Source organism: Roseateles amylovorans, assembly GCF_025398155.2.
GTDB lineage: Bacteria > Pseudomonadota > Gammaproteobacteria > Burkholderiales > Burkholderiaceae_C > Roseateles > Roseateles amylovorans.
In genome coordinates, this window is record NZ_CP104562.2 from 448,646 (window position 1) to 463,092 (window position 14,447).

Sequence of the window (14,447 nt, forward strand, 5' to 3'; positions counted from 1 at the left end):
AGCAATTCGCACGGAGTCCTGCAATGACAACGAACTGCTTGGCTTATTCCCGGAGAAAAACGCCGTACGAGTGTCAGCGCCAGTCGAACTTAACACGGAAGAAATCCATGCGGTTGCCGGAGGGCCTGAGGTGACAAACAGCGTGGGTTGACAGGAAGCTACATACAAAAAGTTGGGGCCGCGCTGCGGCCCCATTTGCTTTCGCTTATGCCGTAGGTTACGGCGCTATCTCACATGGTGTCGTTAGTGACCTGCGGGCCACCTGCCACCAGTTCGACCTCTTGCGAAGTCAGTTCTCGAAGTTGCGATGCGTCAGCAGCGCAGTCTTCGTTTTGGGCTTTCCTACTGCACTCGTTGGCGAGGTTCATGGCATTCACCTGGGGCTGAGCAAATCAGTAAAAGAAACGCTTTTCGACGGTCGAAATCGGCGCAACCTGGCGACGGCGGTGCTCAGTTCAACTGGGAGCCTTGCACGCCTGACATTTTTAGATGTTTGCGTCATTCGTCACTTGAGGTCCACCTGCAACGGCAAGGACCTCCTGCAGGCTCAGCTCGCGAATTTCATCGCGTGGAGCCTCTTGTTCTTGGGTGGCGACTTCAAGTTGGATCGAGCTATTTGGCGTCATGGTGCACTCTCTCATGTGAAATAAGACAAAAGGATGGATGAACGCTGCTGTCTTTAGAACGAAGCAGCCTTCGCTAGCTTAAGGCGATTGATTGGTGATCTGTGGATCTGAACTTGGGTATAGATTCGTCACATTGCCGTCATTTGAGAAGAGCAGAACAACGCCGCGAGTCACGATGGCATTGTTCGGCATCGAAATCGTGACGGCATTCTGATCATCTGCAGCGCTGAAGTTGCTCGGGTTCATTGCTGGAACCTGCCCCAGCGTCTTGGCTGTTGCTCCAATGAGAATCAGCGTGGTGTTGCTGGTTTGCTCAATGACGCAATCGGTCGCATTGGCGGGCACGCGGAGCACCGACTCGTCAACACGTTCCGTTCCTGCCTTGTCGTAATAGTAGGCGCAGTCTGCGAACAGATCATCTGCGCTGGGTTTCGCCCGAACATAGTAGTGGGTCGTCATGGAGCTCTCCTTGTAGGGTGAATGGATGGATCTGGGAAATCACACAGACGAGCGGTTGCGAGCCAACCACTTGACTGCGCGCTGCACTTCTTTGTCTTCTCCCTGACCCATACAGGATTGGGCATCAATCCAAGTGGAAGTGATCTGCTGATGAACCCGGATCAAGGGGTTCAAATTCCCGAAGAATTGCACGACTTCGGCACAAACCTTCTGTCTGCGTAAGGCCGACTCGCCAGCGTTTTGCATTGCGCGAATTCGTAACGACTGAATCTCTGCGAGAGCCGTGAGCAGTCGAAGGTCGGTCTCTCTTCCTTTCAGCGCGGACAATACCGTCTCTGCCGAAGTCGAGAGGAGCTGCAGGGCCTCAGGCGAACTCGTCTTCATGAGGTCCTGCGCGATCAACTGATTCAATCTTGCACGATATTCCACACGGCGGTCCCGACCTGATGCGCCGCCGACACGATCCATTTCATCAAGTTGAAGGATGAGTGCGTGCAACCTCTGTTCTCGAAGAGGCGTGGGCATGGTATCCCTGCGGGCGTTGAGGTCCATGGTCTCCAATGTCAGTAGATTGAAGCGCCACGCAGTATTCGCCGGGTCTTGACTGAGCAGGGTCCTCAACATTCCCAATGAAAGGTCGAGTTGGTCGAGTGCAGAAGCCTTGTCGCCAGCTTGGAAATTTGCCTCCGCAATCCATCGTCGAAGCAGAACTTCTCGATATGCCCAAACGCCATCTTTGGGAGCGGTCTTCCTGACCTGGGCAATGAGCTCCACGCCCTCGCTGAAAATTGATCTGGCAGGAACTGCGTAGCCCTGCCAAAGCAAGGCAGTGCCCAACCAACTCATGCTGTCCGCCAACTCCGCGCGCAGTGCGCTATTCGCCTGTTGGGGGGCGCGGGCCAGCAGTTGCTTCTTGAGATCGATGGAGGCGCGAAAGCGCTGCGTGGCGCTAATGAGGTCCGAACTGTCCAGGAGCACCGTGCCCAGGCTGTTCTCAGCATAGGAGAGCTCGGTCAATGCCTCGACATTGCCTGGATCGGCGGCCAACCAAGACTCGCTTGCCGATCGATAGAGCTCCATGGCCGGACGCGCCTTCGCCAAATCACGCTTGGTGTAATGCACATGTCCGACCCAGAATGCCGCAGCGCCCTGCGATTTACGCCATTCCGCCAGTAAACCATTGGATGGCGCCGAGCCCTCTAGCAGCCGTTGGGCTGAGGCGAGCGGTTCTAACGCGCCCTCCAAATCGCCCTTCGACACCCGCACCTCCCCAATCACCGTCAACGCCTTCGCCCGCTGCAACCGCTCCTGCGGCGTCGCCTGCTCATCCTGCGCCAGGTAGGTCAGCGCTTTGCTCCCGACGCTGTCCAGCAACTCCAGCCGCCCCACCGGGCGCAGCTTGTCGGCAAACTCCCCCAGCATGTAGCTCAGCAGGTCGTCCGCTTGCTGCCGACGTTGCTGCGCCTGGTGTTCCGCTTCTGCCGCCCGGTGGGCCTGAAGCACGCTGATCGTCGTCAGTCCCACCAGCGCCAGCACCGCCGCCGTGCCGGCCGCCACACTCCAGCGGTGACGGCGCACGAATCGGCTCAAGACATACAGGCGGCTGTCCGGTCGCGCACTGATGGGCTCATGCGCCAGCCAGTGCCGCAGGTCCGCCGCGAATTGCTCGGCATTGGCATAGCGCTCCGCCGGCGCCTTCTTCAGGGCCTTGGCCAGAACGGTGTCCAGATCCCCGCGCAGCAGCCGCGACTGGCGCGCAATCACCGGATCCAGTTGCCCGCTCGCCACCTCCGACAGCCGCTTGGGCACCAGGTCCACCACCGCCTTCAGACGGTCCAGGTGGGTCTGGGTGTCATCGGCGGTGGGATGGCGGCCGCCCAGTAATTGATAGAGCAGCACCCCCAGGGCGTAGACATCCGTCGCCGTGGTCACGTCGCCTTGCTGCACCTGCTCGGGCGCGGCGTACTGCGGCGTGAAGGCGCTGCCGGCAAGCTGGGTGAGCTCGGTGGCGGCGGCCGGTTGCGTGGAATCATCCAGCAGCTTGGCAATGCCGAAGTCCAGCAACTTCACCTCGCCCGCCGTGGTCACCAGAATGTTGCTCGGCTTCAGGTCCCGATGCAGGATCAGGCGTTGGTGGGCATGCGCCACCGCCGACAGCACATCCAGGAACAGCCGCACCCGCGATTCGATGTCCAGCCCGTGCACATGGCAGAACCGGTCGATCGGCAAGCCATCCACATACTCCAGCACCAGATAAGGCTGATGCCCGTGATGCAGGCCGGCATCCAGCAGCCGCGCAATGTGCGGATGCGACAGCCGCGCCAGAATCTGCCCCTCGCGGGCAAATCGGCCCGAATCGCCGCGGCCAAACAAGCCGGACTTCAGGAACTTGACCGCCACCTCGCCTTCGAAGCGCCCGTCGGCCCGGCGTGCCAGCCAGACCGCACCCATGCCGCCCTGGCCGAGCTCGCGCTCCAGCACATAAGGACCCAGCGTCTCGCCGCTGAGGTCCGGTGATTGGACCGACAGCGGCGGGGCGTCCGGCGCACCGTGCAACTGCTCGGCGGCCGGCTGTTCCAGGAAGCCCTGTGCACTCAGTGCCGCATCCCGGACCAGCAGCGCCTCCAGGTGCTCGGCCGATGAGGGATCCGTGGCCCGGATTTCGTCCAGCCGGCGCTGACGGGCCGGTTCATCCAGGTCCAGCAATTCATCCAGCAGCGGGCTGAGCGCAATCCAGCGTTGCTTGTCGAGGGCGTCCATGGGGCAGCGGTCAGCGTCCGGGTTGTTCTTCTGTCCGGCCTGTGGGTGGCCGGTCGAGGGTCAGTTCTTGAGGCTAATGGAAAGGAAGAGCCGCGCCTTCTGCCAGTCGCGCTGCACCGTGCGCTCGGTCACGCCCAGCACCTGCGCGATCTCGTGCTCCAGCAGTCCGCCGAAGTAGCGCATCTCCACCACATGGGCCAGCCGCGGCTCCATGTCGGCCAGCTCATCCAGCGCCTCATGCACCCGCAGGATGTTCTCGTCCGATTGCGGCCCCAGCTCGACGATCGCCGTGTTGAGGGTCAGCTCTTGCTGATCCCCGCCCCGCCGCTCGGCGCGCCGGGCGCGGACCAGGTCGATCACCACGTTGCGCATCACCCGCGCCGCATACGACAGAAAGTGCCGACGGTCCGGGAAGCTCTGCCCGTGGCCGCCCGCCAGCCGCAGCCAGGCCTCATGCACCAGCGCCGTGGTGTCCAGCAAAGTCATTTCGCCCGACAGCCGCATCCGCTGCCTCGCCAGCCGCTGCAGTTCCCCGTACAGCTGCGCCACCACCTCATCGGCAGCGGTGCGGTCGCCTTGTCCGGCGGCTTGCAGCAGTTGGGTGATGTCTGTCATGGGGCCGAACTCTAGCGGGCTTGTATGACCTTGTTACACATCTTCGGGCGCCCTTTGATTCCAAGGCGCCTGTCGATGTTGGCGAATCAGGGTTTTCACTGAGCAAATAAGTTAGGGGGACATGTCGGGTTGGGCCGCGCCAGTCCGTTTTGTAAAGAGAGGGCATGACTTGGTCATGTGGCAGGGAGGCCGGCATTGATCGGGCCGCTTCAGCGGGTTGTGTCCTCATCTTTGTTTCCAAAGGAAGCTGGCGTGTGTCGCGCGGTGCCGATCTCGCGCGGACTTCCCCCGTCTGAAGTGTCTGGAGTTGCAACGCATGAGCCCATCCGCCCTGACTGCCGTCGCTGGTGCGCCGGTTGCCGACGCGCCGACCGAAGCAGGCGTCGTTCCGATGTCGTCACGTCAACCGTCGTCGCTGTGGGTGCCGCGGGTGGATTCGCTCACCGAGTTCGGGCTGCTGATCTCCCGCCAGCTGACCCAATGCCGCCGCTACGGTGGCCATCTGGCGGTGCTGTGGCTGGAGGCCTGCCCGCTGGAACATGAGGGCGGCCGGCGTGAGCAAGGCTGTCCGGAAGCCGCCGCCGCAGCAGCCGCCGCCGCAGGCACGGCCCGCGCGCCGGATGCCAATGAGCTGATGAACGCCGTGGGCCGCCGGGTGCGCGGCCGTGTGCGCGGGACCGACATGGTCCTGCAGGTCGGCGAGAACAGCTTCGCGGTGCTGCTGCTGGACGCGGGCGGCTTCGAGGCCGGCCTGGTGCAGCAACGGCTCATGCACGCGCTGAACGGGCCTTACGGCGTGGGCGACGGCGTCCAGCATGTCGGTCTGCAGATGGGCACCGCGGTGTTCCCGGACGGCGGCGTGCGCGGCGCCGATCTGGCCGAAAGCGCCCGCGGCGACCTGCGCAAGCGCATGTCGCGCGCTGCCGCCAACACTTGAGACGCCGCCGGCCTTGCGCGTCTCCCGACGCGCAAGGCCCGGCTCGCCGATCACCGTCCCGTCAGCGCGCGGACTCGATCCGCACGACCGCCGACCACGGCACCAGCTTGAAGTTCTGCCGACCCTGCGGCCATCGCTTGTGGCCGTCCTGCACCACCAGCAGGCCCTCGCCGTACGGGCCGCCCAGCGGGGCCGAAGTCACGTCCAGGCCGTCGGTCTCCGAGGCAGCGTCGATCCCCACCGCGGCGTTGATCCCGATGCGGAAACTCCCCTTCACCGCATACGGCGACTCGGCATCCAGCACCACATAGCTGTCGCTGCCCTGGGAGGACACCACCAGCCGCGCGCCCCGCGCACTGCGATGCACCGCCATGCCTTCCACATCGGCATGCAGCGTGTCACCGACGGCCAGGATCATCCGAGCCTCCCCCAGCAAACCGTCCGCCGCCAGCGCCAGGCGCCAGATGCCGCGCTTTTCTTCGCCGACGAACAGTTGATGGCCGGCCTCGTCGGCCACGCAGCCCTCGGGCTGCGAGTCGAGCTTGAACTGCGCCACCGTGTCGGCGTGCCAGGACTTGCCTTCACGACGAAGCCGCATCTGAAGCAGTCGCCCGTCCTTGTCGTTGACGAAGATGTCCAGGCCGCCCGCCGGGTTGCGCGCGCTGCAGATGCCGTACACCTCTTCCAGCCCGGTGGGCAGCTCCGCCACGGTGGCCGCACGTCCCTGCGGATCGATGGCAAACACCAGCACACTGCGCCGATCCCGCTGCGTGGCCACCGCCAAGTCCCAGGTGGTGGAAGCGCCGCGTGAGCCGCGAGCCGCGCTTGCGCGGTCGCCATAGGTCAAGCCCTGGCGCAAGTCGACGTTGTTGACCCGCCCGACCGGCAGGAACTGCGTTTCCCGGCCTTGAAGGTCATACACCGCCAGGCCGAGCTTCTTGTCAGTGCCCAGGATGCGGCTGCGCGCCGGATGCGTCGGATGCACCCAGATGGCCGGATCGTCCGCGGCATCGCCGCTGCCGCGCACCGGCTCGGTCTGCGCGGTGGGCACCGCCACGGCGATCCGTGTCGGCGTGGCGGCGGGATGGGCCTCCAACCAGCGACCCATCTCCGACGGGGCCAGCCCGGGCGCGACCAGTCGCCGATCATGCCGTTCCGCGTCGGCGGCCTGGGACCACAGTCCCACGCCGTCCTCGGCGACATACAGCCGCGCCTCGTCGTCCCGCACGAGGCAGGCCTTGGCGTCCGGTGCCGTGGCGAAACGCCGCATCACCGGGCTGGCGGGCGCGGCCTTCGACTGGGCGGCACGGCCGGTCGCAGTAGTCGATGCCGATGTCGATGCCGATGCTTCGGCCAGCAGCCATTGCTCACCGATCCCGTCATCCCCAAGGACGAAGGCCTGGAGCAACTGCTGGTCCGGCTCCAGGAACAGGCACAGGGATTCCACGTTCATGGCCGGACCGGGCCACCGCGCGCGCTCCCGCAGACGGCCGTCCCGCCCTTCGATCAGCCGGAGCGCGCCGCTGTCGGCGTCGAGCAGCAGGGCGACGGTTCGGCCGTCTGCGAAACGGCGCTGGTCCCAGCGCTTGGCGCGGAGCTTGAGCTCGTCCAGCGACTGACCTTGGGCATCCAGCAGGCGCAAGCCGGTCTTGGTCAGCGTCAAGCTGGAGGCCGGGACCGAGTCGGAGGCAGAGCGCTGAGCCTGCACCGTCATTGGTACACCGGGTAGCAGCGCGGCCACGGCCAGCGTCAGGGCGCTCCAAAGCCGACGGGCCGGGCGGCCCCCCGCGGGCGGACAAAAGGTGGACAACGTCGTCATCATCTCGCCCTCCCGCTCAGAACATCGCCAGCTTGAGGCTGACCTTGTAGGCGCGGCCGTACTGCTCGTACTGCACGTTGTGCGCCTTGTCGCCCTGGTAGACGTAGTAGCGCTCGTTGGTCAAGTTCAGCGCTTCCACATGCAGGTCCAGGCCCTTCATCAGGCGGATGCGCATCGAGGCATCGACCTGGTTCTGGGTGTCGACGCGGCGATCCTGGGCCGCATCCAGCACGTCACCCACCTCCAGCAGGTACGGGGACTTGTGATTCAGCGCCACACGAGCGCCGAAGGCCGGAGATTCCCAACCCAGGTTCAGGTTGAGGCTGCGGTCGGACTGGCTGGGCAGGGCGATGCGGCGGCTGACCCACTGGCCACTGTCATAGGCGCCGATCTGCGCCCGCGACCGCACGAAGCTGCCATTGGCCCCGACCACCAGACCATTCCACGGCGCCGGCAGCGTGCTCAAGGCCTGGCTCCAGGACAGCTCCAGGCCGCGCACCGTGGCGTCACCGCCGTTGGCGAAGGTCTCGACATGGCTGAAGTCCTCCCAGCCCGGCGAGCCGCCGAGGTCGGTCTGGAACGCGAAGTCACGGATCTTCTTGTGGAAAACATAGGCCGACACCGCGCCGTCGCGACCGAGTCGCCGCTCCACGCCCAGGTCCAGGTTGCGCGAACGCAGCGGCTTGAGGGCGGGATTGCCGACCGTGGCTTCATCCCCGTCCACCGCCAGGCCCGGGCTCAGTTGACCGAAGGACGGTCGCACCACCGAATGGGTCAACGCCGCCCGCAACACCGTGGCCGCGCCCAGCTGTTGACGCAGCAGCAGCGCCGGCAACCAGTGATTGCGGCTGGTGGACGTGTGGGTGGTGCTCAGCACGCCGTCGGTGGAGGTGATGCCGTCCGCGTCGAACCGAACGCGCTCGTGGCGGATGCCCGCGATCCACTGCATGCCGCCTTGCTCGATCCGGGCCTGCAGGTAACCGGCGTCGGTGCGCTCCTTCATGCCGAAGTCGTTGACCTCGGAATCCACCACATCACGGAAGGCGCTCAGCGGATAGGCGCCATACAGGCTGCGCAGCTTGGCGGTGTCGATGCCGGGGCCGAAGGACGTCCAGGGATAGTCGACCGTGCCGCCGCTCAGGAAATTCGACAGACCGAGTTGCGCAGTGGGGACGTTGTAGGGCGCCTTGGTCAGCAGCTTGGCACTGGGCGCGAAGGTTTCCTGCTCGCTGTCCTTGTCGCGCCGGGTGGCCTTGAGGCCGCCCTTGAGTGCCAGGTCCCAGCCGCCGAGGTCGAACTCGCGTTCCAGGTCGACCTTGGCATGGCGGACCTTGTCGGTGGCCAGGCTGCGCTCGATCTTGGCCTTGCTGAAGCGGTAATTGGCGGCATCGTTCAACCCCGCCACCGCGGTCGGCATGGGGCGCACCGTGTCGGTGTAACCCAGACCGGCGAAATCGGCGAAATCGGCGGTGAAGGCGGAGGAGCTGAGGGTGTCCGGCTTGTCCTCGCTGGCGCGGCCGGCGCCGACCTCGGCCCAGGTCTTCCAGTCGCCGCGTGACAGTTCGGTGCCGAGCACCACCGCGCTCGACTTGTTGATCTCGCGGCGTGCCTTGAGACCGCGGCTCACCGTGCCGTCGCCAGTGGCGCCCGGGGCCTGGGCCTCGTCGAACTCGAGCGTCATCGACTGGCGGTTCTCCTCGTCGGTGAAGCGGCTGCTGAAGCTGCGCAGGTAGATCAGGCTGGCGTCGTCTGGCTTGAAGTCCAGGTTGAGCGCAGCGCCCAGACGTTCACGGGTGATTTCGTAGCGGCGCAGCTCGACGCTGTTGAGCTTGCCGTCGTCCCAGTCGCCGCCGGTCTCCACGTTGTCGCTGGCGAAGCGGCGCTGATCGGCCGACACGGCCACCGCGATGCCCAGCCGGCCGCCGACGAAGCGGTCCGCAAAGGCCATCGACCCACGCGGCCGGGTCTGGCCGGCGTTCTGGTCGTGGTTGGCGCCCAGCTCCAGGGTGAACAGCCGACCGGGCTGGTCGAAGGCGCTCAGGGTGCGAACGGTCACCGTGCCGCCCAGCGAATTGGCGTCCTGATCGGGCGTCAGCGTCTTCTGCACTTCCAGTGAGCGGATCAGGCCGGCGGGCACCAGATCCAGGCCGGGCGCGCGGCGGTCCGATTGCGACGCCGGTGTCAGCGCGCCGTTGATGTTGACGGCGTTGTAGTCCGGGCCCAGGCCGCGAACCCGGATGAAGCGGCCTTCGCCCTGGTCACGTTCCACCGACACGCCCGGCATGCGGGCCAACGCTTCGGCGGCGTTGTTGTCGGGCAGTTGGCCGATGCCGTCGGCATGCACCACGTTGACGATGCCCGCGGCCGCCGTCTGCTTGTCCAGCGCGGAGCGCAGCGCAGCGGCCTGGCCCACCGTCACCACGGTGTCGAGCTTCTGCGGATCCTTGCCGGCCGCAGCGCCGGTCGCGGCGTCTGCCTTGGCCTCGCGACGAGGCAACTCGGACGTCGCCTTCGTCTCGGGCGCAGTCGGCTTCAGGGCTTCGGTGGGCGATGTCTGAGCCAGCGCCGTCGAAGCGAACAGGCTGGACAGGCACAGGGCGAGCAAGGTGGGGCGGGGCGGAGTGCGCATGAGGGGCGAGGGGTGGGAGTCAGCGATGGCGGCGGACGTTAGGGAGCCCGCATGGCGCTTGCGTGACACTGCGGCGCCCACGCCATGGCCGCCTGCGAGCGGCGCATCGGCAGTGCTGCGGTGAGCTGTTTGAACCCCCTGCGACCGGGGCCGCGCTGAACTGTCACAAACCCTTCCTAGCATCGCGCGCCATGAAACTCGTGTTGCCGCGTCCGCCGCTGGCGCTCGCCCCGGTGGCGGGCTCCCGCCATTTCGGCCATGCCCTGATGCTGGCGATGTGCGGCATCACCTGGTTGTTCGCCCACTGGGCCGTGGCCAAACCGACGGCCATCTGGCGCTGGATCGACATCGTCAGCGAAGGCGCGATTGTCGCGATGCTCGCGCTGTGGCTGCTGCAGCTGCGCACCAGTCGTCCGGCCGGACGCGTCACCACCTGGCTGTGCCTGGGGCTGTCCGGCATGCTGCTGGGCGGCTGGGCCGACCTGATGGACGAGTTCTGGAAGCTGCCGCGCGACTACAGCCTGCTGATGGGCATGGAGTCCAGCTTTCACGTCATCGGCATGGTGGGACTGACCTTCGGCTTGCACCTGTGGCGCCAGGAACAACTGGCGCTGAATGCCCTGCGTGCCGGGCGCGAACGCGGCTACCGCGAACATGCCCAGATCGACGCCCTGACCCAATTGGGCGACGGCGCCTATCTGCTCGACCAACTGCGCGACCAGCAGGCCCTGCTGCGCCGCGAGGGCGGCCAGGCGACGCTGGTAATGCTGGCCTGGCAGGACCTTCCTTCCTTGGCGCGCCAGCATGGGCTGGCGGAGGCGGAGCGCCTGCTGCAAGCCACCGGGCCGTTGCTGCTGCTGCAACTGCGGCCCGGCGATCTGCTGTGCCGCTATGGTGCCGATCGTTTCATGGCGCTGCTGCCGCAGGCGGACTCGGCCATGCCAGCGGACCTGCTCGGCGGGCTGTCCGCCCATGTGCATCCGTGCGCCGATGGCCGCACCCGGGCGCGATTGCAGGCCCGGATGGCGACCGCCGCGCTGGACCCGGCTCGCGATGCCCAGGATCAACTGCTGCAGCTGCTGGAGCAACTCCGGTGAGCGAGGCGCTTCACGCCTTGCGGCAGGCGCTGCCCACGCGCACGGTGCCGCACTTCGGGCCGGATGCGGCCTTCATTCCGTGGGCCTATCAAGGCGCGCTGCTCGCCGAGTTCGCGCGCAGCCGCGGTCTGTCGGCCGACGAATGGCTCAGCCCTTGCGGCGTGGTACCGGGTCAGACGCTGACGCCGCGGCAACTGCTGCTGATGCTTGCGTCCCTTCACCGACATGCGCGGGATGTCGGCTTCGTGCTGGGGCAGCTCAGTCTGCCGGGTCACTATGGTCTGGCCAGTCAGGCGCTTCAGCAGTCGGATGATCTGCTGACCGCGCTGCGGCTGCTGTGCGAGTACGCCGCGCGCCTTTCGCCGCTGTTGACGCCGCGCCTGCTGGAAACCGACACCGAGCTGCTGTTGATCTGGACCGAGGCCAACGGCGCGCCCCCGAGCCTGCAGCCCGTGCTGGTGGACATGCAGATGAGTGCGGTGGTGGCCATGGCGCAATGGCTGGGTGGTGCGGCGCTGCCCTGGCGCTTCAGCTTCAACCGCACGCCGCCGCGCGAGCTGTCGCAGCATGCGACCTACCTGGGGACCGAGCTGCAATTCGGTTGCCAGATCGATGCGATGCGGCTGCCGCTCGCCCATGCCCGTCTGCCGTGGTCGGCGGCCGGACGCCAGCCGGCGATGGCCCGGAGCGCGCTGGCGCAGGGCGCCGATCCGCAGGCCTGGCAGCGCGGCCAACTGGCGGTGCTCTATGACCATCTGCTCAGCAGCCTGGGCTCGCCGGACGAGCCCCCCACGCTGGAGCGCAGTGCGCAGCGCTTTGGCGTCAGTCCGGCCACGCTCAAGCGGCAGTTGGCGCAACTGGGTACCCATCATCAGGCGCAACTGGACCAGGTGCGTGCGCATGCGGCGCTCTATCTGATGAACCTGCGGGGCCAGCGCGGCGAGGCGGTGGCGCACTCGCTGGGCTTTCACGACAAGAGCAACTTCCGGCGGTCATTCCGACGCTGGACCGGCATGACGCCCGGCATGCTGTGACCGCGCGCCGCAGGCCGTCGGCACGCGGGGCACGTTGGCGCGCCGCAACGCCGACGGGCCCGCGCACTTGCGCATTCGGCGCAAGCTCCGCATCATTCGCGCCCATTGCTGAAGGCGCCCACGACAGCGCCCGCAAAACGGAGATCCCTCTTATGTCCTCCCTGTTCATTTCGACGATCGACTGAACACGGTTCCCGAGCCCCGGCTGAACCGTGTCTGTTCCCAGATACGGCCTCAGACCGCGTGGCAAGCAAAGCCCCGCCGCCATTGAGCCGGGGCTTTTGCTTTTCGGAAACCGAATGAGTGCACAACTCCGTTCCCGCGCCCTCCAGGAGGGGCGGGTCAAGGCCCTGCGCCGCATGAAACAAGCGATGACGCTGGTGCTCGAGACGAGCCCCGGTGCGCGCGACCCCGTGGCCCGCGCGCTGGCCCAGCGTGGCCTGCGCGGCGCAGGCCAACACATCCAAAGCCGCGGCGCCCAGCGCCGTGCCGACCGCGTGGCGCTTCAGGCGCTGCTGCGACGAGAGGATTGGGATGAATGAACCCCACCACCTGCGCGATCAACTCGCGCAACGAAACCAACGGCTGCAAGCCATTGCCGGGCTGCTGAAGGCCGAACTGTTCGGCATCGATCCCATCATCGACCGTGTCATCGATTCGGTGCGCGCCTGGTACCTGATGCCGGAGCTGATCTCGCGTCCGGTCATCATCTGCCTCTGGGGCCTGACCGGCACCGGCAAGACCCAGCTCGTGCGTCGTCTGGCGCAGTTGCTGGGTTTCTACGACCGCTTCGTGGAGGTGCAGATGGATGGCTTCTCCAACGGCGCGGGCTGGCGCGGCGCGCAGAGCATCTCCGGCATGCTGACCCAGTCGGGCGTGCGCGAGGGCGAGCCCGGCATCCTGGTGCTGGACGAGTTCCAGCGCTTTCGCACCATCGACAACAAGCGGGTCGATGTGCGGGTGGAGCGCTACCAGGATGTCTGGGCGCTGCTGTCCGATGGCCGGCTGCCGCCGGCGCTGTCGCTGCTCAGCAGCATTGAATCGTCCATGGCCGAAGCCGCTTTCGATGCGGAACGGGCGGATGACAGCGAGGCCGCGATGCGGTTCAAGCTGCGCGCCTGGGAGGCCCAGGAGCTCAAGCGCAACCTCAAGCTCGACGCGCCCCTGACCGAGATCATGGCGTGGTCCCCCGACCAGGTGCAGGAACAACTGCGCGCCTTCCGCGAGAGCGGCCAGCACCGCTGGGAGACCGACTACAGCCGGTTGCTCGTCTTCGTCTGCGGCAATCTCGACGAGGCCTACGAGGACCTCGCCACCAGCGTGGGTGATTGCGACAGCGATGCCGACATCTTCCATGCCCTCACCGGCAAGCTCAGCGTCATCGATGTCAAGGAGGCGCTCAACCGACGCTTCAAGCCGGAGCAGGTGGCCCGGCTGGGCAATGAGCATGTGATCTATCCGTCGCTCTCGCGCCGCGCGTATGAGCAACTGATCGAGCAGGGCTGCACCCGCTATGGCGCCGAGGCCCAATCGCGCTGCGGTCTGCGGTTCGAGATGGCCGACAGCGTGCGCGAGCAGATCTACGCCAACGCCGTGTTCCCCGCGCAGGGCACGCGTCCGCTTTTTTCATCGCTGCACGCGATCCTGGGTGCCGGACTGGCCAAGGCCGCCCTGTGGGCGATCGAGCACGGTGCCGCCCTGGGCGACACCGTGACGCTGACCGCCGACGGCCGCAGCCTCATCGCGCACTGGGGCGGTCAGTCGCAGGCCATTGCGGCGCCGTTCGAGATCAACCGGCTGCGCCAGCGCAACAACCCGGACTTCCGAGCGTTGCTGGCCGTGCATGAAGCGGGCCACGGGCTGGTCCATGCCTTGTTGTTCGGTCGTGCGCCGCAGGAGATCAAGATCCATGTCGCGAGCTTCGAGGGCGGCTACAACGCCTACAGCGCGCGCAAGGTCTGGTCGCGTCGCAACATGCTGGACTCCATCTGCACCAGCCTGGCGGGCCGCGCCGCCGAGCGGCTGGTCTTCGGCCCGGAACTGAGTTCCAGCGGCGCCGAGAATGATCTGCGCAAGGCCACTGAAACCGCGGCCCGCATGCTGCGTCATCTCGGACACGGCGAGCGGCTGGGCCGCACCGACGTCTGCACCAGCAGCGACGACAACCTCTGTACCGATGTCCAGGCAACCGATGCCCCGATCGAAGCCCTGCTGCAGGAGGCGCACGCCCGAGCCACCGAGCTGCTGGACACCCACCGCGATGCGCTGCTCGCGCTGGTGGATGAGCTGATGGTTCACGGTCAGGTCACGCCGGCGCGGTTCGGCGTGGTGGTCGGACTGCCGCTGGGCAGCGCGGAGGATGCGCTGGACCCGTATGCGGAGCGATTGGCGGAGTTCCGGGAGATGCGGCGCGTGCGCGAGCCCGCGTGACGCGGCGCGTGCCACCGAGGGCATTTGCGTCTGCGTCTTCC

Annotated in this window: 12 protein-coding genes; 5 read left to right on the forward strand and 7 right to left on the reverse strand. The window is 66.4% G+C overall.

The features are described from left to right. Positions 1 to 230: 230 nt before the first annotated feature. From N4261_RS01955 to N4261_RS01975, 5 genes are all read right to left on the reverse strand, one after another. Positions 231 to 368, reverse strand: a complete 138-nt coding sequence (locus N4261_RS01955; protein WP_261758560.1) for a hypothetical protein — start codon at positions 366 to 368, stop codon at positions 231 to 233. A 117-nt stretch (positions 369 to 485) separates the two neighbouring features. Continuing rightward, the gene (locus tag N4261_RS01960) at positions 486 to 626 is read right to left on the reverse strand and encodes a hypothetical protein (protein ID WP_261758561.1); all 141 of its coding nucleotides are present in this window, start codon (positions 624 to 626) and stop codon (positions 486 to 488) included. Between the two features lie 78 nt (positions 627 to 704). Then, positions 705 to 1,085, reverse strand: a complete 381-nt coding sequence (locus N4261_RS01965; RefSeq protein ID WP_261758562.1) for a hypothetical protein — start codon at positions 1,083 to 1,085, stop codon at positions 705 to 707. A 39-nt stretch (positions 1,086 to 1,124) separates the two neighbouring features. Further along, the gene (locus N4261_RS01970) at positions 1,125 to 3,845 is read right to left on the reverse strand and encodes a serine/threonine protein kinase (RefSeq protein ID WP_261758563.1); all 2,721 of its coding nucleotides are present in this window, start codon (positions 3,843 to 3,845) and stop codon (positions 1,125 to 1,127) included. A 60-nt stretch (positions 3,846 to 3,905) separates the two neighbouring features. Then, the gene (locus N4261_RS01975; RefSeq protein WP_261758564.1) at positions 3,906 to 4,460 is read right to left on the reverse strand and encodes an ECF-type sigma factor; all 555 of its coding nucleotides are present in this window, start codon (positions 4,458 to 4,460) and stop codon (positions 3,906 to 3,908) included. 391 nt (positions 4,461 to 4,851) lie between these two features. Here N4261_RS01975 and N4261_RS01980 point away from each other — a divergent pair, with 391 nt between their 5' ends. Next, positions 4,852 to 5,397: a diguanylate cyclase domain-containing protein gene (locus N4261_RS01980; protein ID WP_261758565.1), complete on the forward strand. Its 546-nt coding sequence runs from the start codon at positions 4,852 to 4,854 to the stop codon at positions 5,395 to 5,397. A gap of 61 nt (positions 5,398 to 5,458) precedes the next feature. Here N4261_RS01980 and N4261_RS01985 read toward each other — a convergent pair whose 3' ends face one another. Continuing rightward, positions 5,459 to 7,111, reverse strand: coding sequence for a phytase (locus N4261_RS01985; protein WP_261758566.1), 1,653 nt, complete (start codon positions 7,109 to 7,111; stop codon positions 5,459 to 5,461). 121 nt (positions 7,112 to 7,232) lie between these two features. After that, positions 7,233 to 9,845: a TonB-dependent receptor gene (locus N4261_RS01990; RefSeq protein WP_261758567.1), complete on the reverse strand. Its 2,613-nt coding sequence runs from the start codon at positions 9,843 to 9,845 to the stop codon at positions 7,233 to 7,235. 191 nt (positions 9,846 to 10,036) lie between these two features. Between N4261_RS01990 and N4261_RS01995 the strand changes: the two genes are divergently transcribed. From N4261_RS01995 to N4261_RS02010, 4 genes are all read left to right on the forward strand, one after another. Then, positions 10,037 to 10,942 (forward strand): GGDEF domain-containing protein, encoded by a 906-nt coding sequence (locus tag N4261_RS01995; RefSeq protein WP_261758568.1) that lies wholly within the window; start codon positions 10,037 to 10,039, stop codon positions 10,940 to 10,942. Further along, positions 10,939 to 11,976 carry an AraC family transcriptional regulator gene (locus N4261_RS02000; protein ID WP_261758569.1) on the forward strand — a complete coding sequence of 346 codons (1,038 nt, stop codon included), beginning with the start codon at positions 10,939 to 10,941 and terminating at the stop codon, positions 11,974 to 11,976. Before N4261_RS01995 ends, N4261_RS02000 begins: the two co-directional genes overlap by 4 nt. A gap of 299 nt (positions 11,977 to 12,275) precedes the next feature. Then, complete coding sequence (locus tag N4261_RS02005) at positions 12,276 to 12,518, forward strand: hypothetical protein (RefSeq protein WP_261758570.1); 243 nt, start codon at positions 12,276 to 12,278, stop codon at positions 12,516 to 12,518. Beyond that, positions 12,511 to 14,406 (forward strand): AAA family ATPase, encoded by a 1,896-nt coding sequence (locus tag N4261_RS02010; RefSeq protein ID WP_261758571.1) that lies wholly within the window; start codon positions 12,511 to 12,513, stop codon positions 14,404 to 14,406. Before N4261_RS02005 ends, N4261_RS02010 begins: the two co-directional genes overlap by 8 nt. Positions 14,407 to 14,447 lie beyond the last annotated feature (41 nt).

Excerpts from the sequence above, each read along its gene's own strand:
- N4261_RS01955 (WP_261758560.1), bottom strand. The coding sequence starts at position 368 with ATGAACCTCGCCAACGAGTGCAGTAGGAAAGCCCAAAACGAAGACTGC.
- N4261_RS02005 (WP_261758570.1), top strand. The coding sequence starts at position 12,276 with ATGAGTGCACAACTCCGTTCCCGCGCCCTCCAGGAGGGGCGGGTCAAG.
- N4261_RS01970 (WP_261758563.1), bottom strand. The coding sequence starts at position 3,845 with ATGGACGCCCTCGACAAGCAACGCTGGATTGCGCTCAGCCCGCTGCTG.
- N4261_RS01965 (WP_261758562.1), bottom strand. The coding sequence starts at position 1,085 with ATGACGACCCACTACTATGTTCGGGCGAAACCCAGCGCAGATGATCTG.
- N4261_RS01980 (WP_261758565.1), top strand. The coding sequence starts at position 4,852 with ATGTCGTCACGTCAACCGTCGTCGCTGTGGGTGCCGCGGGTGGATTCG.
- N4261_RS01995 (WP_261758568.1), top strand. The coding sequence starts at position 10,037 with ATGAAACTCGTGTTGCCGCGTCCGCCGCTGGCGCTCGCCCCGGTGGCG.
- N4261_RS01990 (WP_261758567.1), bottom strand. The coding sequence starts at position 9,845 with ATGCGCACTCCGCCCCGCCCCACCTTGCTCGCCCTGTGCCTGTCCAGC.
- N4261_RS02010 (WP_261758571.1), top strand. The coding sequence starts at position 12,511 with ATGAATGAACCCCACCACCTGCGCGATCAACTCGCGCAACGAAACCAA.
- N4261_RS01975 (WP_261758564.1), bottom strand. The coding sequence starts at position 4,460 with ATGACAGACATCACCCAACTGCTGCAAGCCGCCGGACAAGGCGACCGC.
- N4261_RS01985 (WP_261758566.1), bottom strand. The coding sequence starts at position 7,111 with ATGACGGTGCAGGCTCAGCGCTCTGCCTCCGACTCGGTCCCGGCCTCC.
- N4261_RS01960 (WP_261758561.1), bottom strand. The coding sequence starts at position 626 with ATGACGCCAAATAGCTCGATCCAACTTGAAGTCGCCACCCAAGAACAA.